Source organism: Methylobacterium sp. 142-1Y, assembly GCF_057747795.1.
The window spans coordinates 5,937,759-5,957,145 of the sequence record NZ_CM173224.1 but is presented as its reverse complement, the minus strand read 5'-3'; the positions used below and the strand labels follow the sequence as shown (position 1 = coordinate 5,957,145).

Annotated in this window: 14 protein-coding genes; 3 read left to right on the top strand and 11 right to left on the bottom strand. The window is 69.4% G+C overall.

Features of this window, described 5'->3' with window-relative positions; translation table 11 throughout:
* Positions 1-67 precede the first annotated feature (67 nt).
* Positions 68-2,614 (bottom strand): PAS domain-containing protein, encoded by a 2,547-nt coding sequence (locus AC3AOF_RS27315; RefSeq protein ID WP_488347042.1) that lies wholly within the window; start codon positions 2,612-2,614, stop codon positions 68-70.
* A gap of 301 nt (positions 2,615-2,915) precedes the next feature.
* Between AC3AOF_RS27315 and AC3AOF_RS27310 the strand changes: the two genes are divergently transcribed.
* Complete coding sequence (locus AC3AOF_RS27310; protein WP_203152928.1) at positions 2,916-3,161, top strand: (2Fe-2S)-binding protein; 246 nt, start codon at positions 2,916-2,918, stop codon at positions 3,159-3,161.
* Positions 3,162-3,266: 105 nt separating this feature from the next.
* Here AC3AOF_RS27310 and bfr read toward each other — a convergent pair whose 3' ends face one another.
* Both bfr and ribA read right to left on the bottom strand, forming a co-directional pair.
* Positions 3,267-3,764: a bacterioferritin gene (gene bfr / locus AC3AOF_RS27305; RefSeq protein WP_236987915.1), complete on the bottom strand. Its 498-nt coding sequence runs from the start codon at positions 3,762-3,764 to the stop codon at positions 3,267-3,269.
* A gap of 125 nt (positions 3,765-3,889) precedes the next feature.
* On the bottom strand, positions 3,890-5,008 hold the full coding sequence (gene ribA / locus AC3AOF_RS27300) for a GTP cyclohydrolase II RibA (protein ID WP_488347041.1): 1,119 nt from the start codon (positions 5,006-5,008) through the stop codon (positions 3,890-3,892).
* Between the two features lie 232 nt (positions 5,009-5,240).
* Between ribA and AC3AOF_RS27295 the strand changes: the two genes are divergently transcribed.
* A complete protein-coding gene (locus AC3AOF_RS27295; RefSeq protein ID WP_488347040.1) occupies positions 5,241-5,780 on the top strand; it encodes a cytochrome b in 540 nt (179 codons plus the stop codon).
* Between the two features lie 145 nt (positions 5,781-5,925).
* Here the strand turns inward: AC3AOF_RS27295 and AC3AOF_RS27290 are convergent, their stop codons facing one another.
* Positions 5,926-6,420 (bottom strand): hypothetical protein, encoded by a 495-nt coding sequence (locus tag AC3AOF_RS27290; RefSeq protein ID WP_236987918.1) that lies wholly within the window; start codon positions 6,418-6,420, stop codon positions 5,926-5,928.
* 693 nt (positions 6,421-7,113) lie between these two features.
* On the opposite strand from AC3AOF_RS27290, the gene AC3AOF_RS27285 reads away from it, so the two are divergent.
* On the top strand, positions 7,114-8,430 hold the full coding sequence (locus AC3AOF_RS27285) for a sulfotransferase family protein (RefSeq protein ID WP_488347039.1): 1,317 nt from the start codon (positions 7,114-7,116) through the stop codon (positions 8,428-8,430).
* Positions 8,431-8,501: 71 nt separating this feature from the next.
* On the opposite strand, the gene AC3AOF_RS27280 is transcribed toward AC3AOF_RS27285, so the two are convergent.
* From AC3AOF_RS27280 to AC3AOF_RS27250, 7 genes are all read right to left on the bottom strand, one after another.
* Positions 8,502-9,728: an HAD-IIIA family hydrolase gene (locus AC3AOF_RS27280; RefSeq protein ID WP_236987921.1), complete on the bottom strand. Its 1,227-nt coding sequence runs from the start codon at positions 9,726-9,728 to the stop codon at positions 8,502-8,504.
* A 197-nt stretch (positions 9,729-9,925) separates the two neighbouring features.
* Positions 9,926-10,522 (bottom strand): D-sedoheptulose 7-phosphate isomerase, encoded by a 597-nt coding sequence (locus tag AC3AOF_RS27275; protein ID WP_236987922.1) that lies wholly within the window; start codon positions 10,520-10,522, stop codon positions 9,926-9,928.
* Between the two features lie 72 nt (positions 10,523-10,594).
* Complete coding sequence (locus AC3AOF_RS27270) at positions 10,595-15,256, bottom strand: methyltransferase domain-containing protein (RefSeq protein ID WP_488347038.1); 4,662 nt, start codon at positions 15,254-15,256, stop codon at positions 10,595-10,597.
* Between the two features lie 257 nt (positions 15,257-15,513).
* Positions 15,514-16,554 (bottom strand): GHMP family kinase ATP-binding protein, encoded by a 1,041-nt coding sequence (locus AC3AOF_RS27265; RefSeq protein ID WP_488347037.1) that lies wholly within the window; start codon positions 16,552-16,554, stop codon positions 15,514-15,516.
* Positions 16,555-16,989: 435 nt separating this feature from the next.
* On the bottom strand, positions 16,990-17,844 hold the full coding sequence (locus AC3AOF_RS27260; RefSeq protein WP_236987925.1) for a methyltransferase domain-containing protein: 855 nt from the start codon (positions 17,842-17,844) through the stop codon (positions 16,990-16,992).
* A gap of 7 nt (positions 17,845-17,851) precedes the next feature.
* Complete coding sequence (locus tag AC3AOF_RS27255; protein WP_488347036.1) at positions 17,852-18,895, bottom strand: glycosyltransferase family 4 protein; 1,044 nt, start codon at positions 18,893-18,895, stop codon at positions 17,852-17,854.
* On the bottom strand, positions 18,895-19,296 hold the full coding sequence (locus AC3AOF_RS27250; protein WP_236987927.1) for a 6-pyruvoyl trahydropterin synthase family protein: 402 nt from the start codon (positions 19,294-19,296) through the stop codon (positions 18,895-18,897). Before AC3AOF_RS27250 ends, AC3AOF_RS27255 begins: the two co-directional genes overlap by 1 nt.
* Between the last annotated feature and the right edge of the window lie 91 nt (positions 19,297-19,387).

Here is a 19,387-nt window from a genome sequence, read left to right as displayed (position 1 = left end):
ACGGGCCAACCCTATCTCAAAGCAACCCGCGCGAGAAAGCCTCGCGGTTCCGGATACGGCGGAAACGTCAGCTTTCGAAGCGCCGCTTCCCCGTCGGCTCGATCATCGCCCGGACCTTGGCGGCGAAGGCGTCGATGGCGAAAGGCTTGGTGATCATCCGCATGCCGGGCGCGAGGTGACCGTTGCCGAAGGCGGCGTTCTCGGCGTAGCCGGTGATGAACAGCACCCGCAGGTCCGGCCGCGCCGCCAGGGCCTCGTCGATCATCCGGCGGCCGTTGAGGCCCGGCAGGCCGACATCGGTGACGACGAGGTCGATCCGCCCGGGCGCTTCGAGGAGGCGAAGGCCGGTCCGCCCGTCGGGCGCCTCGATCACCCGGTAGCCGAGTTCGGTCAGGGTCTCGCCGATCAGCGCCCGGACGGTGGAATCGTCCTCCACCACCAGCACCGTCTCGCCGTGCTCGGCCCGCGGCACCGGCAGGCCCCTCTCGGGGGCGGGCTCGTCGGCGATGCGTCCGCGGTGCCGCGGCAGGTAGAGCTTGACCGTCGTCCCGGCGCCGACCTCGGAATAGATCCGCACGTGCCCGTCCGACTGCTTGGCAAAGCCGTAGATCATCGAGAGGCCTAAGCCCGTCCCCTCGCCCATGGGCTTCGTGGTGAAGAACGGGTCGAAGGCGCGGGCGATCACGTCCGGCTTCATGCCGGTCCCGGTATCGCTGACGCAGAGGCAGACATACTGCCCCGCCCGCACCCCGATCTCGCTCGCCACATAGGCGTCGTCGAGATGGGCGTTGGCGGTCTCGATGGTCAGCCGCCCGCCGTCGGGCATCGCGTCGCGGGCGTTGATCGCGAGGTTGAGGATCGCGTTCTCGAGCTGGTTGGGGTCGCAGAGCGTCAGCCACAGGCCGCCGGCCACCACCACCTCCAGCTGCACCCGCTCGCCGAGCGTCCGGCGCAGCAACTCGTCCATCGAGCTCACCAGCCGGTTGGCGTCGACCGCCCGCGCCTCGAGCGGCTGGCGCCGGGCGAAGGCCAGCAACCGGTGGGTCAGGGCCGCGGCGCGCTGGGCCGAGGCCATGGCGAGGCCGGCATAGCGGGTCAGGTTCTCGGTGCGGCCCTCGCCGATGCGGGTCTGCATCAGGTCGAGCGAGCCGACGATGCCGGTGAGCAGGTTGTTGAAGTCGTGGGCGATGCCCCCCGTCAGCTGCCCCACCGCCTCCATCTTCTGCGACTGGCGCAACGCCTCCTCGATCCGGGCCCGCTCCTCGATCTCGGCGGTCAGGCGCGCATTGGCCTCGGCGAGCGCCGCCGTGCGCTCGGCTACCAGCGCCTCCAGCGCCTCGCGGCTGCGGGCCAGGGTCTCGCGGGCCCGGACCTGGTCGTCGATGTCGGTGCAGGTGCCGAACCAGCGCTCGATCGCGCCGGTGCGGGCATCGCGGATCGGCATCGCCCGGCCGAGCACCCAGCGATAGACACCGTCGTGCCGGCGCAGGCGGTACTCGATCTCGTAGGGCTCGCCGGTGGCAAGCGAGTGGCGCCAGCGCCGCCAGGCCTCCGGTTGCTCGGCGGGATGGAAGATCGCGTTCCAGCCCTCGCCGTCGGTCGAGCCCTCCGGCATGCCGGTGAACTCGTACCAGCGCGTGTTGTAATAGTCGTGGTAGCCGTCCGGCAGGGTCGACCACACCATCTGGGGCATCGATTCGGCGATGGCCCGGAACTTCAGGGCGCTGTCGGCGAGCGCCGCCCGCGCCTCCTTCTCGGCGGTCATGTCGACGCCGAGCAGGTGCAGGTCGGCGATCGCGCCGTCGGGCCCGCGATGGGGCACGTAGCGCACGAGCGCGTGGCGCCCGTCGGCACCGGGATGGGGCATCTCGAACGACACGGTCTCGCCCGAGAAGGCCCGGGCGAGCAGCGGCTGGCGCACCGCATAGGCGTCCTCACCGAGGATCGCCCGCAGCGGGCGCCCGACGGCCTCGTCCGGCGCGAGGCCGAACCATCGCGAAAAATTGCCGTTGGCGAAGCGGCAGACCTCGTCGCGGTCGAGGGCGGCGATCAGCGCGGGGGCGGCTTCGGTGATGCTGCGCAGGTCGTCGCGGTCGGCCCGGGCCTCGGCGAGCGCCCGGGCGAGGCGGATCTCCCGCGCCGCTTGCCCGGCGAGCACGGCGAGGCCCTCGGCCTCCCGCTCCGTCAGCCCGTCCGGCCGCGCATCCGGATCGAGCACGCACAGGGTGGCAAGGGTCCGGCCATCCGGGCCCGCAAGCGCGATGCCGGCATGAAAGCGCAAGCCCGGCGGACCGGCCACGGCGGGCAAGGCGGCGGTGCGATCGTCCTGGGCCAGATTCGGGACGATCACGGGTTCGACGCCGGCGAGGCGAGCGAGCGCCGCCGCATCCCGCGGGGACAGCCCGGGCGGGACGAACCCGACCGGGGCTGCGTCCGCCCGGTGGATTAGCGCGAAGGCGCTGCCGCAGACCGCACGGGCGAGGCGGGCGGTCTCGGTGAGGTCCGGTTCCGGAAGGTCCGATTCCCGGATGTCCGGTTCCGGGTCTCCGGCCGGGAGCATGACGGTGCCCCATCCGGCCGGTTCGATCTGTCCGCTCGCGTCGTCGCTGGTCATGGCTGATCGTTGCGGCCCGCCCCCGCCGGACCCTGCGGAACCGCAGCCGGATAGACGGAGCGATACCCTGCAGGCAACCGCCAAGACGGCGCAGGGTTTCCCGAAGGTGCGCCGAAGGATGCGCGAATGGCGCGCACGGGCGACCGCCTGCGGCGCGATGACCGCATCCGTGCGGGTTGCGGACCCTGCACCGAATCGGTAACCTGTTGATTATGTTGTAGTTTTCAAAAGTTCTAATCTGAGAGCCGTCTGCGGGAGCGATTCCCTCGGCGCTCCGCGGATCGGGTGCTCCAGTCACAACATGATCGTCTGTTCCTGCAACGTGCTCTCCGACGGCCAGGTGCGCGCGTGCCTCAATCCCGGCCCGGGCTGTCCGCGGACGCCCGCCCAGGTCTATGCCTGCCTCGGCTGCAGCCCGAAATGCGGCCGCTGCGCCCGCACGATCCGGGGCATCCTCGATCGGGCCCTGTCCGAGGCGCATGCCGCCTGCACCACCACCTGCGGGGCGGCCTGCACGCTGAAGGAATTGAAGGAAGAGGCCGCCTGAGGCGGCCCCCTCTCGTCACGACCTGAAAGCCACGCGACTGGCCACGCAACCTGAGATCTCGCAGAGTCTCGGGCCGCGTGGCCTCGGGCTCACATGGCCTCGGGCTCACATGGCCTCGGGCTGGATCGTCTCCAGGCCGCCGATGTGACGCTGGCAGTAGAGTTGCAGGCCGATCTGGCTGATCAGCTCGAGCTGAGTCTCCAGGAAGTCGATATGGCCTTCCTCGTCGGCGGCCAGTGCCTCGAAGAGCTGCTTCGACACCCGGTCGTTGATCGAGTCGCAGTACTTCGCGGCCTCGAGATAGAGGCTGCGCGCCTCGTTCTCGGCGGCGAGATCGCACTCGATGATTTCCAGGACGTTCTGCCCGATCCGCAGCGGATCGAGCTCCTGCAGGTTCGGGAAGCCATCGAGGAACAGGATCCGATCGACGAAGCGATCGGCGTGGTTCATCTCCTCGATCGACTCCTTGCGCCAGAACTTGGCGAGATCGACATAACCCCAGTCGTTCAGCATCCGGAAGTGGAGCCAGTACTGGCTCACCGCGGTCAGCTCGCTGCGCAGGCCGCGGTTGAGGTACTCGACGACCTTGGCGTCACCCTTCATCGCTCGATCTCCCGTGTCGATCGTCCATGGGGCCGGGCGGGTGCCGGCCCAACCGGGGCCCTAGCTAGCAGCGAACGTGCCGCAGGGCCACAGCGTCCAGGCGCTGACAGCCCGGGATCCGGCGCTCACACGTCGAGGCAGGCGAAGGCGTCGAGGTCGAGGGCGTGGCCGGCCCGGTCGCGCTTGGCGGTCAGGTAGCGGATGTTCTCCGGCGTGATCCGCCCGAGCGCCCGCTGGGTCTCGACCACGGTGAGCCCCGCGGCCTCCAGGCTCGCGGCCTTCTCGGGGTTGTTGCTGAGGAGCCGGACGGAGGTGACGCCGAGCGCCTTCAGCATCGCGGCCGCGAAGTCGAACCGGCGCTGGTCGAGGCCGAAGCCGAGGGCCTCGTCCGCCTCGTAGGTGTCGAGCCCGCGCGCCTGGAGGTCGTAGGCGCGGATCTTGTTGGCGAGCCCGTTCCCGCGGCCCTCCTGGTCGAGGTAGAGCACGATGCCGCCGCCGTTCTGCGCCATCCAGCCGGCGGTGCCGCGCAGCTGGTCGCCGCAATCGCATTTGAGCGAGCCGAACAGGTCGCCGGTGAGGCAGGCCGAGTGCAGCCGCACCGCCACCGGCCGCGACAGGTCCGGCCGGCCGATCACCACCGCCACCTGATCGCGCAGCCCCTCGCCGCCGCGGAAGACCACGAACTCGCTGTCGGGCGCGCTCGCCAGCGGCACCGGCGCCCGGCTGACCGGCCTCAGGGACGCCGCCTGCCGGCCCGGATAGGCCGCGACCGACGCCGCCCCGACCGCGAGGGTGCCGGAGGGCGCCGCCTCGCCGGGCACCACCAGGACGGCCGGCAGTACCTGCGCCAGCGCCATCAGGGCGAGGGCCGCCTCGTCGCCGGCCGAGGCCGGCGCCACGGGCGCGTCGATCCGCCCGTCGAGGCGCAGGGCCAGGGTCTCGATCCGGACGGGGTCGATCGCCGGCAGGGCGACCGCGCCGGCCTCGCTCCGATCCGCGAGGCCGAGGCGGCGCAGGCGCGCCGCCGGCAGGACGAGACGCGCGCCCGTGCCCGCGAGCGCCGCCAGGGCGCCGGCCGCGTCGCCGTCGAGGGCCTCGACCGACAGCGCGAGAACCGGATCCGCGCCGCGCAGGGCGACGGGCCGGCCGGCGCGGATCTCCGCCAGCGCCCGCTCGACGTCGACCTGCTCCTGCCTCTGTTCGCGGCCCGCGGCCGGGTCTAGATTGCTGCTGCTACTCTGCATCGTGACCGACATCATCGACCCTGAGAGAGATGGCCCCGGCACGGTCGTGACGGGCCGGGAACCATGAGGACGAACCGGTGAAGGGACAAAGCCACGGTTCGACGCCGGACGGCATGCGGGGCGTTTCGCCACGCTTGGCTCAAGTGGGGCGTTCCGCCCCGCTTTGCCGGGATCCCTCCATCAACCTTTCGCGATTGTCCAGACCGTCCATACATCCGGGGAGTGAGGCCGCATGACGCCGCCCAGCTATGCTCCGTCCCAGAAGGTGCTGCACTGGGCCGTCGCCGTCCTGATCGTCGCCCTGGTGCCGATCGCTCTAGCCATGGCCAACCTGCCCGACGGACCGGTGAAGAACGCGCTCTACGAGTGGCACAAGTCGTTCGGGCTCACCGTGCTGGCACTGGCCCTGGCGCGGCTCCTGGTGCGCGCCGCCCGCGGCGCTCCCCCGCTGGCGGTCGGCCTGCCCGCCTGGCAGCGCCGGGCGGCCCACGCCTCGCACCTGGCGCTCTACGCCCTGATCGTGGCGGTGCCGCTGCTCGGCTGGGCCGGCACCTCGGCCTGCTGCGCCCCGGTGATGCTGTACTTCACCCTGCCCCTCACCCTGCCGATCTCCGGCGGCATGCCGGTGGGCGAGGCGATCCTCCGGGTGCACCAGGTCGCGGCCTTCACGCTGGTCGCGCTGGTGCTGCTGCATGCCGCCGCCGCCCTGCATCACCATCTGGTGCGGCGGGACGGGACCTTGCGGCGGATGCTGCCGGGACGGACGGAGTGATCCGACATCCGGAAACGATCGCCCGGATGTCGGATGACGAGCCCGCGCGGCGGATCCGACGGCTCCACGCGCTCGAGCGAAGCCGATATCCGCATCGCGACAGCGATTGCGCGGCAATCGCCGGGCGATCGTGCAAGCCGGCCTGCTATGCCGGCATCGCGAAGTGTATCGGCCGTCCGGAGGGAATGGCCGCAAGCAGGATGGGCGGAACGGTCCGCACCAGCGCCTCGTTGAAGCCCAGCTCTACGAAATTTTCGTAGGTCTTGATGGCATATTTGCGGATGTTGATCGACGGCTCGCCGAAGACCAGATAGATTTCGCCGGTCTCGCTATCGCTCACCAGGCACGTGCCGGGGCCGAGATCCGGACCTTCGGCGACGCTGTCGAGGTCCGGAACGTGATCGAAGGTCACTCCCGGCCTGAACAGCGCGTCATAGACGGGGGAGCTGGTTACATGGTGGCGCAATCCATTGAATACCAGCCATGTCCGCGTGCTCTCTTCGTTGATGAGACGCCGACCATTGAGATCCGGGCGAATGGACTTCACAATACCAGCTCCGACTTGAAACGGAATGGCAGACGCCATAACAATCGCGCTGCGTGATTGCAAGCAGGAACCGCCGTGCTGATCGGATGTCATCCCAGTATCGAGCATGGAGGGGTGCAAGCGAGATATGGTATTCATATCCGATTTATCTGCGATGTCACGCTATGAATGGATGGCATGTCGATGAACGTCGCCGTTCACGGAGATCCCGTCAGTCAAGATTTCCGATCGCCTCGTCTTGGGAGGTGCGGCCATTGTTCTGGCGGCGGCGGTCGTGATCCGGCCTCCCGCAGCCCCGACGATCCGTCGCAGGGTGGCGGCCGGAGCGCCTTTTCGTGCACCACGAGATCTTGATTCTGCGGTTGCCATGGCGGCGGTGGCGCCGCGCAGGGCTCGGCGAGACGTCCCGCGACCGACGCCTGCGCCGGAGCCGCTTCGACCGGACTTTCGCAACGCCGTGTCATCCGGGCCTCCGACCCGACGTGCATGGCGGCATTCGGCTGGACTTCGTTGATCCAATGGAGCGTCTGATGTATGTGCTATGTACCAGTATCTTGGGTCTGCCGTGCCGGACAGCCCAGCCGATCGATGCGTGCCGCACTCGGGCTGCGACGAGTAGGATGACATGCCGGATTGGTCGAAAATGCGAGTTTTCCATGCAGTCGCAAACTTCATTTGCAAATGCAGTCTGAATTATAATCAGTCAAGAGGTATGAAATATTCTAAATTATGATTTATAGTCACGCAGATTGAAAATCGCATATATTATATATAGGATGGTATGGCATGAAGCCGGAGATCGTCATCGATGATTCCGTCGCCGTGAGCGGCGACGGATGGATCGCTAAGATCTGCAATATCGTCGTGAAGAAAATCGATAACGAGGGCGATCTAAGCTTCTGCCTGTCGACGGGAGATCCTGACCTTTATGATTATTTCCCGTTCAATGTCCGCATTTTTTTGAACGGGCAAATCGCGGAGGTCGTCGAGTTCGGCAGGCCTTGGGAGAATCTCAAGCTGAGCTACCCGATCCACGATCCGTCCGGCTCGTTCGCGATCAGGATCGAGAGCGATTACGCCGCGACCCCGTCCGCGCGTGGCATGAACGACGATCAGCGCGAGCTCGCCCTCGTCGTCTCGGATTTTGCCTACGACCCGATGGTCCATCTGCGCCCCAGGAAGGCGACGCCCCGGGGGCCGTCGTCGAACGCTCCGATCTTCGTCATCGGCCCGCACCGGCCCGACACCCGCCGTCTCGCCTGGGCGGTCGGGCAGCATCCGAACGTCTACCCGATGGACGAGACCAGCTGGCTGCCGGGCTTCTACGTCGGAGCGCTGCGGGCGTTCGAGGCAGCGAGCCGGGCTCCCGGCTCGTCGGTGAAGACGTACAGCCTCGATCTCGACGATGTCCTGCGCCGACAGGGGCAGATGATCAGCGACATGCACCACGAGATCAGCCGACGCCGGTCGCTGGAGATCCTGTTTGCCCGCGCGGAGAACATGTCGCCGCACTTCGACAGACGGTTCCAGATGATCCGGTCGCCGCACTCGACGAAGGGCCGCTGGGTCGACGGCACGGCGGACAATACCGGCCTGGCGATCGGTCTGGCGCGCATGTTCCCCGACGCACGGTTCATCGGCACGCTCGGGCGCCCCACGGCGGCGGTAACGTCCCGGCTGGTCTCCGGGGAGGCGGGCGTGGATCCCGCGGCCTTCAAGGATGCCGCCGAGGCGTGGGAGAGAGCGACCCAATGTCTGGTCGAGGCGATGCGGCATCTCGGGCCGGGGAGGGCGCTTCCGGTCAGGCAGGGCGACGTGACCGAGAATCCGGCCAGGGTGATGCGCACGGTACTGGATTTCTGCGGCGAGCCCTTTTTCAGGGGCTGCGAGGCGAGCCTCGCGAGAGACGGCACTCCGTCCCCCGCATCCCCCCGGTTCGACGATGCCCAGAGCAGCCATCTGTTCGATCTGGAGAACATCTACGAACAGGTCATGTCGGGGGCGGCGATGGCGGACATCCGGTGGAGGACGCCGCCGGTCGCCTTCGACGACCGCTGCGCCGTGGAGGCCGGCCGATGGGCCGGTGCGATGCCGGGCGGTTGACGGCCGCCGCCGCCCGGACGGGGCGCGGGGCCGGAGCATCGCCGTCGCCGCACCCCGCCCAGTGCGGATCGTCACGAACGCGGGAGTCGGGCCCGCACCAGGTCGTCGAGGGAGTCGCTCCCGCCGATCTTGTATCCGACGATGCCCGCCGCCCGGGCCGCGGCCACGTCGTGATCCTGGTCGCCGACCAGGAAGCTCGTCGCCGCGTCGACGGGCCATCGGCTCAGGAGATCGAGGATCATGCCGGGTGCGGGCTTGCGCCAGTCCGAGACGCGGGCATAGGCCGGCACCGTGCCGTCCGGATGGTAGGGGCAGTACCGGAAGGCGTCGATATGCGCGCCCATCGTCCGCAGCTCCGCCTGCATGTGGGCGTGTAGCAGGCCGACGGCCGCCTCGTCGTAGAAGCCGCGCGCGACGCCGGCCTGGTTCGTCACCACGAACACGAAGGCGCCGGCATCGTTCAGGGTCTTGACGGCCTCCCGGGCGCCAGGCAGCCAGCGGAACCGCTCGATCTCGCCGACATAGCCGCAATCCTCGTTGAGGACGCCGTCGCGGTCGAGGAAGACGGCCGGCCGGCGCTGGGCCGCCGGGATCGCTCTCTGGGCCCGCTCGAAATCGCTCGGGATCCCGATATCGATGAAGAAGCCGTCATAGCGCCGGCCTGCGACCCGGCCGCTCTCGGCGAGCTTGGCCAGGCCGTCGGCCTCGAGCGAGGAGGACGGCGACAGGCTGTCGACGAGCGAGCGGCGGACGACGTAGATGCCGCCATTGACGAGGCCCGGCGCCGGGGAGCCGGTCTTCTCCGCGAAACGCCGCACGCGCGGGCCGTCCACCGTCACGGTGCCGTAGCGTGCCGCATCCTCCACTTCCCGCAGGGCCAGGACCGCGAGGTCGTCCGGCCCGAGCCGGGTCGCCAGGTCGAGGAGGTTGACGTCGAACCAGCTGTCGCCGTTGAACAGGAAGAAGACCGGGTCGAGCTGGTCGCGGGCGTGCCAGAGGGCGCCGCCGGTCCCGGCCCGGTCGGGCTCGACCGCGATCTCGAAGGTCAGGCCGAGCCGTGGACACGCCTCCGCCGCGAAGGCGCGGATGTCGTCGGCGCGGTGAGCGGCGAGGAACAGGACCCGGTCGATCCCGAACCGGCCGATCTCGAACAGCAGCCGCTCGAGGAACGGCGTCTCCGCCACGGGGAGCAGGGGCTTCAGCGTCGCCGCCGTCAGGGCGCCGAGGCGGCTGCCGATCCCCCCGCAGAGGATGACGGCCTGCCGGACGTCCGTCGGCTGGGAATGGGTCGCGATCATCTTGGTTTCCAGTCACGGACGATCGGGCACCTTGGAGAGTGCCGCGATCGCGTTGCAATCACGAAGCTCTCTAGGTCTTTGATTTTGCCGCAATTTCTGCGACGAACCGGCACCCACTTCGTCGGAAAATGCTCGAGAGGAGGCTCCCTCCCCGGCGGCCGATGCGGGCGCGCTCTCTCGCTGGAGGGCGCCGCGTATCAGGCGGCAGGGCCGCCGAAGATCTCCTCCTCGACGGCGCCGCAGATCGCGTGGGCCGCCGTGATGTGGAGCTGCTGGATCATCGGCGTCCTGGTGTGGGGCGCGGCCAGCACCAGGTCGCAGAGATCCGCCATCTCGCCGCCATTCGCACCCATGAGCCCGACCGTGGTGACGCCGAGCTCGCGCGCGGCGCGCAGCGCGCGCAGGATGTTGGGCGAGCGGCCCGAGGTCGAGATGCCGCAGAACAGGTCGCCCTTGCGGCCGAGCGCCAGGACCTGCCGCTCGAAGACACGATCGAACCCGTAATCGTTGCCCACCGCCGTCAGCACCGAGGTGTCGACGGTGAGGGCGATCGCGGCCAGCGGCGCGCGATCGAAGTTGAGGCGGGAGACGAACTCGCCGGCGATGTGCTGGGCGTCGCCCGCGCTGCCGCCGTTGCCGGCGAACAGGAGCTTGCCGCCCCCGCGCAGGGTGCGGACGCAGGCCGCCGTCATCTGGCGGCAGGACTCGATGAAGGCCTGTTCCTTGAGGGTGTCGGCCAAGGCGGCGCTGGACGCCTCGAAGTGGGACAGGACGTGGCAGGGCTTATCGGACATCGGCTGGTCTTTCGGGCTGGTCTTTCGGGCCGGTCGTTCTGTCGGGATGGGAATCGGCGGCGCGCGGACGGGTCACGACTCGCCGGAAGCGGCGGGAGGCCCGCCGAGTTCCGGCACGTAGGGCTGCATGCTGCGCACCAGCGCCGCCAGCGCATAGTCGCGCGACAGGAATTCGATCGCCCGCGCCGCCCGCGCCTGGGTCGCCGCCGGATCGAGGAGGCAGCGGATGACGCCGTCCGCGAAGGCGCCGGGCTCGTCGGCCACGATGCAGATGTCGTCGGCGTCGATGCCCTGCATGCCGATCGAGGTCGATACGACCGGGATCGCGTTGGAGAACGCCTCGATCACCTTCCCCTTGACGCCGCCGCCGAAGCGCAGCGGGACGATCGCCGCCGAGGCCTGGGCGTAGAGCTGCCGCAGAGCCGCGTCGCTGATATGGCCGGCCACGGTCACCGAGGGCGCCGTGTTGACGAGGTTGCGGATGTCGCCCGGCGGGTTCGAGCCGGCGATCGTCAGCCGGGCATCGGCCACCGCGGCCTTGATCGTCGGCCACACCTCCGAGACGAACCACAGCACGCCGTCGACGTTCGGCCCATGCTGGAAGCCGCCGACGAACATCAGGTGGGCGGCGTCGCGGCTGGGCGCCTGCGTGTTGCGCTCCCACATCGCGGCGATCTCGGCTTCGTCGAAGAACCAGGCCGGCACCGCCGCCGCCGGCGGCAGGTCGGGCAGGGAGGCCCGCAGGATGTCGATCTCGGTCTGGCTCGGATAGAAGATCGCGTCCGAGCCGAGGCAGATCTTCTCCTCGAGCGTCCGCATCGCGGTCATCTCATCGTGGACCGCCTCGTCCTGGGATACGTTCCACTGGATTTCCAGCCGGCGCCAATGCAGGTCGTGGCCGTAGAACAGGACCTTGCTCTTTTGGCGGTCGATCGCGTCGATGTATTTCTCGGCGATCTGCGGCCGGCTCAGGAAGACGTAGCCGAGATCGTCCGCGTTGTCCCGGTACCAGGCCTCGAACCCGCCGACGTATTGCGGACCGTAGATGACCTCGACGCCGAGATTCTGCAGCGGCCGGGCATAGGTCCGGTCGTTGTAGAGGTTGTCGGGCCAGAACGTGACGTGGAAGCCCTGCTTCAGGAACATCCGGATGAAGTGCAGCATGGTGCGCGATCCGGCATCGCGGTCCCATTGCGGCACGTAGTGGTCGACGATCAGGATGTGGGGACGGCGCGCGCTGCGGTCCCGGGCCAGGAAGACCCTCTCGGCATTGGGGAAGTGCTCGGCCGCGAGCGTGGCGCTCCAGCGCTCGAGGAACTTGCGCTGGTTGGCGACCTGATAGGCCTTGATCCCCGACGTGACGTCGCGGCCGTGGGAGCGGCCCTCGTGATGGATCAGGACCGAATGCGCCGCGAGCCAGGTCCGGTAGCCGGCGGCGCGGACCCGGAACGCGATGTCCGAATCCTCGTTGTAGGCCGGCGTGTACAGCGGATCGAAGCCGCCGAGCTCGTCCCAGAGCGTCTTCGGGAACGCGATCGAGGCGCCCGAGATGTAGTCGACGTCCTTGGAGTAGCTGAAATGCGGCAGCCGGGCGTTGCTGCCCCGGCCGTAATTCCAGGCGCTGCCGTCGTTCCACAGGATGCCGCCGGCTTCCTGCAGCGTGCCGTCGCCGTTGATGAGCTTCGATCCGGTCATGCCGACGGCCGGGTCGGCCGCGAAGGGGGCGATGAGCTCGTCGAGCCAGCCCGGCAGGACGATCGTGTCGTTGTTCAGGAAGACGAGGTAACGCCCCTTCGCCTGCCGCGCGCATTCGTTGCAATTGTGCAGGAAGCCGAGATTGGTCGCGTGCCGGGCCAGCACGATGTTGTGGCCGAGGCGCGAGACGATGCTCGGCGTCGCATCCGTCGACCGGTCGTCGCCGACGACGATCTCGTAGCTGTAGGACGTCTCGTGCTCGAGGATCGAGACGATCGCGGTCAGCGTGTAGACGAGGTTGTTGTAGACCGGAATGACGATCGACACGTCGGGCTGCGTCTGGTCGGACGGCGCGGTGAGCCGCCGGGCGCGCTGGACGAGGTATTTGAGCGCGGGACTCGCCGCGAACCCGTCCGGATCGGCGTCGTAGGCTTCGATCACCGAGAACAGGTAGGACAGTCCGTCGATCGGATCCTGGCCGAACTCGTCGCCGACGTAGTCCCGCAGGCTCTGGGGAATCCAGTAGTCGTTGAGGGTCGACGGCCACGTCTCGGCGTCGATCGCCGGGCTGAGCTCCTCGCCGAGGCACTGCTCGATCACCGCGATGACCGGCCCCTCGCCCGCCAGCGTCTCGATCTCCGCGTTGGGGGCGTGGTTCGCCCACAGGCCGGCCCGCACGAAGTGCTGGAACGCATCGCCCGCATGGCGCACCGATTCGGGGTGGCGGCTCACGTAGTAGTGGCGGTCGAACAGCGGATGCGGCTGCAGCTCGGCGGCGGCGCCGACGCGCACGTAATGCGACAGCGGATTGAGCCCGGAGGCCAGGGCCTCGGCATGCGTGGCGAGGTACCAGTCGCCGTCGAACATGACGTTCGGCGACCGGCCCTCGCGCCAGCCGGTCTCGATGTAATGCCGGAACGGATCGACGCCGTCTTCCAGCGCGTCGCCGTAGAGCCTCACGTAGCGCTGTTCGTCGAAGAACAGCTTCTCGTAGAGCGGCTCGCCGGGGTTGAACGCCTGGAGGTTCACGGATGAGGACGGCGGATTCCGCATCATGTCCAGCCGGACGACGTGCGAGGCACGCCTCGAGCTGCGGTCGAGCGCGTCCCGGTAGGCGAGGACGGTGTCGGTCGGCGCGGACCCGGTCTGCGCGAGCTTCCTCTCCGCCGCTTCGAGCTGCCGCCGGAGGTCGGCGAGGGTCGCGGTGAGGGAGGCGATCTGTGCGGCATGCGCCTCGTCGCGGGAAGCGGCCGCCTCCGTCGCCTGGCGGTTGGCGTGGACGCGGTCCGCCTCGTGCACGGCGATCTCGGTCGTGAGCGCCGCCACCGCGGTGCGATGGGCCTCGTCGCGGGCCTGCAGGCGGCTCTCCGCCTCGCCGGCGGCCTGGGCGAGGGCGGCTTCGCGCGCCGCGACCTCGGCCGTCAGCCGCAGCACGGTCTGGCTCTGCCGCTCGATCCGCTCCTGCAGGGCCGCCGTGGCGGTGCGATGGGCCTCGTCGCGGGCGCGCAGGCGGTTCTCCGCATCGCGGGCGGCCTCGGCGAGGGCGGCGTCGGAGCGCGCGATACGGTCCCGCGCCTCGGTCTCCAGCCGGCCCTGCTCGTTCTTCGCGATGGTGAGCTGCTGCCCGAGCCCCTGCACGGTCTCGCGCAGCTCGGCGTCCCGCGCGTCGCGTGCCTGGAGCTCGGCGGCGTGCGCCGCCTCCCGCTCGGCGTCCCGCGCGTCGCGTGCCTGGAGCTCGGCGGCATGCGCCGCCTTCCGCTCGGCGTCCCGCGCGTCGCGTGCCTGGCGGTCGGCCGCGTGTTCCGCCTCCCGCTCCTGCATCCGGCGCTCGAGCGCCGCGAGCGAGGCGACGGAGGTCTCGAGCCGGTCGCGCAAGCTCTGCTCGTCGGTGAGGCGGCCGCGAACGAGCGCGGCCTCCCTGTTCGCTATTTCCCGCTCGTGCCAGGCGAGGGCGAGGCCGTCGACCAGGGCGTGGACCGTGGCGGGCGTCTGCTCGCCGTTCAGCCGGGACAGGAGCGGCGAGAGCATCGACAGGTCGCGCTCGAAGGCCTGGCGCTGCCGGTCGGAGCCGCGCTGCTCGGCCTGTGCCAGCAACTCGCCGATCTGCTCCTCGCGCTGCGACAAGGCGCGGTCGGCGCGCGCGGTGTGGGCGGCGAGCTGCTGGCCGGTTTCGAGCAGCTGATGGACCGTCGACCGGTTGTCGGACAGGATCTGGTGGGTGGCCTCGGCGAGGCGCGCCTGCTCCGCCAGGGCGCTCTCCCGCTGGCGGGCGAGGGCGAGCTCGTGCTCGACCTCGCCGATCCGCCGGCGCAGGATCTCCGTCTCGTCATGGACGCCGGAGGCCCACTTGGTGATCTCGCGATGGCTGAGCCAGAGGTCGTCGTCCGGCAGCACGAGAACCGAATCGGCCGCGACGGGGTGATAGATCTCGTTGTCGCTGCAGAAACAGACGTAGTATTCGGGCGAGGCCAGGCGGCCGACGCCGGAATGGATCTCGGTCGGCCGGGTCAGCCCGCCGAGGTCGCCGGTGAAGGCCCGGTAGCTCGGCTCGTTCGGGATGGACCCGTTCGCCAGCGGCGCGACCATCGATCCGATGAACATGCGCTGGCCGCGCATGTCGCAGGTCCTGAAGTTCGCCGAGAGGATGCCCTGGAAGCTCGGAAGATCGAACTCGCGCAGATGATGCGGGTTCGGGTGCGACAGGCTCTTCCGGTATTCGGGCTCGTTCGGCGACGAGATAATGAGAAGGCCGCCGGGCTTCAGGACCCGCTTGATCTCCCGCAGGAAGCGATCCGCGTCCTTGAGGTGCTCGATCGTCTCGAACGACACCACCACGTCGAAGCTGGCGTCGTCCGCCGGAATCTTCTCCGCGTCGCCGTGCAGGAAGGTCAGGTTGTCGCGGTTGCCGTAGCGCGCCCGGGCCTCGGCGACCGTTCCGGCGTCGATGTCGACGCCGGTGACGTGGCGCGCCACGGATGCGAGGTTCGCCGCGCCGTAACCCTCGCCGCAGGCGATGTCGAGCACGGCCGCTCCGGTCACGTAATCTTTCGCGACGGCATAGCGATGCAGATGTTCGTAGGCTATGCGCCCCTTGATCGAAGGGTCGTAGCGCTCCAGATCGGCCATTATCGATTCACCAGCAGAAGGACAGTTCGGTCGAGGCGCGGGGGGTTAAGGTTGGTTGCGATCGTCCCGTCTGGAGCGGCGCCCGATTGCCGTGCAACCGGATGCTACTCCAGGTCTTTGATTTTGCTGCATTTTCCGACGAACCGGTGCCCGCTTCGTCGGAAAATGCGCTAGTTCTGCGTTTTCCAGGATTCGACGCCCCGCCCGGTCAGGTGGACCGGCCCGGCCGAGCCGCCGGCCTCGTTCAGGCGCGCGATCAGCTGGCGCCGCTTCTCCGGCTCGACCAGGAACATGATGAAGCCGCCGCCGCCCGCGCCGGAGATCTTGCCCGCATGCGCACCGCTCTGCATGCCGGCGTCGAACAGCGTGTCGATGACCTGGGTCGACACGCCGGACGCGGTCTTCTTCTTCGAGATCCACGAATGATTCAGGATCTCGCCGAGCGCACGAAGGTTCCCGGTCAGCAGCGCCTGCTTCATGTCGATCGCGGCCTGCTTGATCGCATGGAGCGCCTCGAGCGTCTGGGCGTTCCGTTCGACCATGCGGCCGACCTGCTGGTTGATGATCTGCTCGGATTCGCGCGACACGCCCGTGGAGCAGACGACGAGGGATGCTTCGAGCTCGTTGAGCACCGACCGGTCGACCCGCAGCGGGTTGACGATGACCCGGTCCTGCGGAAGGAACTCGATGAAGTTCACGCCGCCGAACGAGGCGGCGTACTGATCCTGCTTGCCGCCGGCGAGGCTCAGCTTCAGGCGCTCGATCTCGAAGGCGAGATGGGCCAGGTCGTAGAGCCCGAGCGGCGTGTTGCAGAAGAACCGGAACGCCTCGCACAGGGCGACGGCGAGGGCGGACGAGGAGCCGAGGCCCGATCCGGGCGGAGAATCGACGCCGGTCGTGACCGTCATGCCGATCTTGGGATCGAGGAAGCCGGACTCGACGAAATAGTTGTAGACCGCCCGATGGAACCTCAGGCCCGCGCCGATATCGAGAACTTTCCCGGTCTGATGGCTCTCTTCCTTGTTGATGTCGCTCGCCACGAAGCGGATGACGCCGTCGTTACGAGGGGTGATGAACGCGTATGCGTAGCGATCGATCGTGCAATTGAGAATGGCCCCGCCGTACTCGTCGCAATACGGGGACAGGTCGGTGCCGCCACCTGCGAGACCGAGCCTCAGAGGCGCTCGTGAGCGGATGGTAACTTCTCGCAAGACACTGACTCCTTTGCCTGGTGCGGCATGAAGCAAATTTTTCATTCTGATGCAAGAGAATTGTAGCCAAATTTAGAATGACAGAAAGATTGTGAGATAAGGTTCTGTTGCCTCGGAATCACCCATGTCCAACGTGTTTCCGCTGGGCTGTGCCACTATCGCGTTGCCCGAGAGACGGCGATGTCGGCGAGGCACGGTGCCGACAACTTATGGGTGGTGGAACAGCCGGGCGCGAAAACCTAGGGCCGCAGCCGATGGAGGGCGTTGCACGGGGTCATGGGTGGATCAGGATTGTCTTGCTTGTGCTGCCTTACCCAAAGTCAGTGATGATCGGGCCGGATTCGCGACGGTCGATCCCGGGTCGCCGGCCGCTGCCGCGTCGCCCGGCCGATGGTCCGTTCGGCCGGAGACCGACCGAGGGTCGGCAACCAAGAATCAGGCAAGCATCCGCGTCACCGAGGGGACGGCGAGGAGGTCTCGATGGCCGATCACCGCTCCCGTGCCGGGGCGCTGCCGCAGTGCCGACCATGAGGCGACATCCGCTGCCGCGACCTGCCCGGTCTCCCGCGCCGCCCGCGCCGTGCCCTCGGCGAGCTGGTGCAGCAGGGCGGCCTCGTCCGGCCCGAGGCGCCACGGGCTCGAGGCGGTCCCGATCGTATATCCGCGCTCCCGGAAGGCCTCGGCCAGCGCCCCGGTCGCACCCGGGCCGCTGGCCGGCCCGAACCCCTTGTCGCCGGCCTGGTGGGCCAGGAAGGCGGCGTGGATCGCGGCGTCCGCCGGGTGCGGCGGCGTCCACTCTTCCCGGCCGTCATAGGTGAGGGCGGTGTAGAAGACCGCGCCGGCTTCGGCGACCGCTCCGGCGACGGCGGCGATCCAGGCGTCCGAGGCGAGGTCGAACAACGCCGCCGCGGTGACGAGGTCCGGCCCCTCGGCGAGCGCCGCCGCCGGGTCGGCCGCGAGGTCGAGGACCCGGAACCGGACGGCGATCCGCGCGCCGCCGCGATGCAGGACCAGGCCGTCCCCGGCCGCCTCCGCCCGCTCGGCCCAGGCCGCGAGGCGGGCCTTCGCGGCGGCGAGCAGGGCGGGATCGTGGTCGACGAGCACCCAGTCCTGGGCGCGACCCAGATGGGGCGCCAGCGCCCGCAGGTTCGAGCCGGTGCCGCAGCCGAGATCGACGGCCCGCACCTGCGGCGGCAGCGCCCGCGCGAGGGCCGCGACGAGGCCTGCGTCGCGGGCGGCGTGGTCGGCGGGCTCGCGCAGGGCGAGCCAGTCGGTGCTGAAGCCGCTCATGTCGTCCTCACGATGACGTCCTCATGGCGGCGGCGACCGCCGCCGCGGTGTCGGGCCAGTCCGGCAGTCGCCGCCCCGCATTCCAGGACGCCGCGGCGGCCTCGGCGCGGCGGACCGGATCGGCGATCAGCGCACGCAAGGACGCGGCCAGGGCAGGCGCGTCACCGGGTGGCACCGCCTGGCCGGCGCCGGCCGGCACGGTCTCGGCGGCGGCGCCCCCGGTGGTGGCGACGAGGGGCAGGCCGCGGGCCAGGGCCTCGGCCAGCGCCATGCCGTAGCCCTCGAACAGCGTGGCCGAGACCGCGAGGTCGGCCTCTTGATAGAGCCGCTCCAGGGCCTCGGGCGTCACCGTGCCCGCGAGCGTGATGCGGTCCCAAAGGCACGAGGCGGCGATCTGCTCGCGCAGGGCGGCGGCGCAAGCGGACGCCCGGTCGAGGCTCCCGGCGATGGTGAGCGACCAGTCGAGATCGATCAGTGCGGCGAGGGCCTGTACCAGCACGGCGTAGCCCTTGCGCGGCGTCACGGTGCCGACGGCCAGCAGCCTGACATGCGGGCCCGGCCGCGGCGCCACCCGGGCGGCGGGGGCGGTGCCGGGCTCGGCGATCGCGATCCGCGCGTGATCCACGCCGAACTCGGCCGCGAGCAACCGGGCGGTGTAGCGGCTCGTCGCGACGACACGGTCTGCGAGCGCCAGCACCGCCCGCTCGCTCGCGACCAGGGCCGCCGCCCGCTCCGGCGACAGGCCGGTCTCGTAGCCGAGGGGGTGATGCACCAGCACCGAGACCGGGCGCCCGACGGCGCGGATCAGATCCGGCGGCAGCGCCCCGTAGGCGAGGCCGTCGACGAGGAGGCCCGTCCCGGCCGGTACCGCCGCCAGGAGGACCGCGGTACGGGCGAGATCGTCGGGGCCCGGAGCCGGAAATCCGCCCGGCAGCGCCAGATGGGTCGCCGCGACGCCGTGCGCCGGCAGATGCGCCAGGATTTCGCGGGCATAGGCGTAGCCCCCGGTCGGGGCCGAGAGGTCGCCCGGGACGGCGAGACAGAGGCGCATCAGGCGAGCGGCGCCTCGAACCAGGCCCGCGCCAGGTGGGATTCGTGCAGGGTCACCCGGATGCGGCTCACGCCCTCGCCACCGGGGCCGAGATCGCCGGCCCGGGCGGCGGCGGCCATCGCGCCGTGGATGTGCCCGCACAGGAATTCGGTGGTGGTGTTCTTGCCTGCGAATTCCGGCAGGTCGTCCAGGTTGCGGTAGTTGATGGGCGCCAGGATCGTCTTCAGCGCCTCGCTCGCCCGGCCGATATCGACCACCACCCCGTCCGGGGTCAGGCTCTCGCGGAAGAACGCGACGTCGACCACGAAGGTCGCCCCGTGCAGGGCCTGCGCCGGCCCGAACAGCTCGCCCCGGAAACTGTGGGCGATCATCACGTGGTCGCGGACCTCGATGGCGTACATGGGGTCTCCTTCAAGAGCATTGTCCGACGAAGTGGATGCCGGTTCGTCGTAGAAAATGCGGCAAAACAAAGACTAGGGCACGTCGCGATTG

Bases quoted from the DNA above. Each gene is read 5' to 3' on its own strand.
- AC3AOF_RS27285 (WP_488347039.1), top strand. From the start codon at position 7,114: ATGAAGCCGGAGATCGTCATCGATGATTCCGTCGCCGTGAGCGGCGAC.
- bfr (WP_236987915.1), bottom strand. From the start codon at position 3,764: ATGAAGGGTGACGCCAAGGTCGTCGAGTACCTCAACCGCGGCCTGCGC.
- AC3AOF_RS27255 (WP_488347036.1), bottom strand. From the start codon at position 18,895: ATGCGCCTCTGTCTCGCCGTCCCGGGCGACCTCTCGGCCCCGACCGGG.
- AC3AOF_RS27280 (WP_236987921.1), bottom strand. From the start codon at position 9,728: ATGATCGCGACCCATTCCCAGCCGACGGACGTCCGGCAGGCCGTCATC.
- AC3AOF_RS27260 (WP_236987925.1), bottom strand. From the start codon at position 17,844: ATGAGCGGCTTCAGCACCGACTGGCTCGCCCTGCGCGAGCCCGCCGAC.
- AC3AOF_RS27250 (WP_236987927.1), bottom strand. From the start codon at position 19,296: ATGTACGCCATCGAGGTCCGCGACCACGTGATGATCGCCCACAGTTTC.
- AC3AOF_RS27290 (WP_236987918.1), bottom strand. From the start codon at position 6,420: ATGACATCCGATCAGCACGGCGGTTCCTGCTTGCAATCACGCAGCGCG.
- ribA (WP_488347041.1), bottom strand. From the start codon at position 5,008: ATGCAGAGTAGCAGCAGCAATCTAGACCCGGCCGCGGGCCGCGAACAG.
- AC3AOF_RS27275 (WP_236987922.1), bottom strand. From the start codon at position 10,522: ATGTCCGATAAGCCCTGCCACGTCCTGTCCCACTTCGAGGCGTCCAGC.
- AC3AOF_RS27310 (WP_203152928.1), top strand. From the start codon at position 2,916: ATGATCGTCTGTTCCTGCAACGTGCTCTCCGACGGCCAGGTGCGCGCG.
- AC3AOF_RS27315 (WP_488347042.1), bottom strand. From the start codon at position 2,614: ATGACCAGCGACGACGCGAGCGGACAGATCGAACCGGCCGGATGGGGC.
- AC3AOF_RS27295 (WP_488347040.1), top strand. From the start codon at position 5,241: ATGACGCCGCCCAGCTATGCTCCGTCCCAGAAGGTGCTGCACTGGGCC.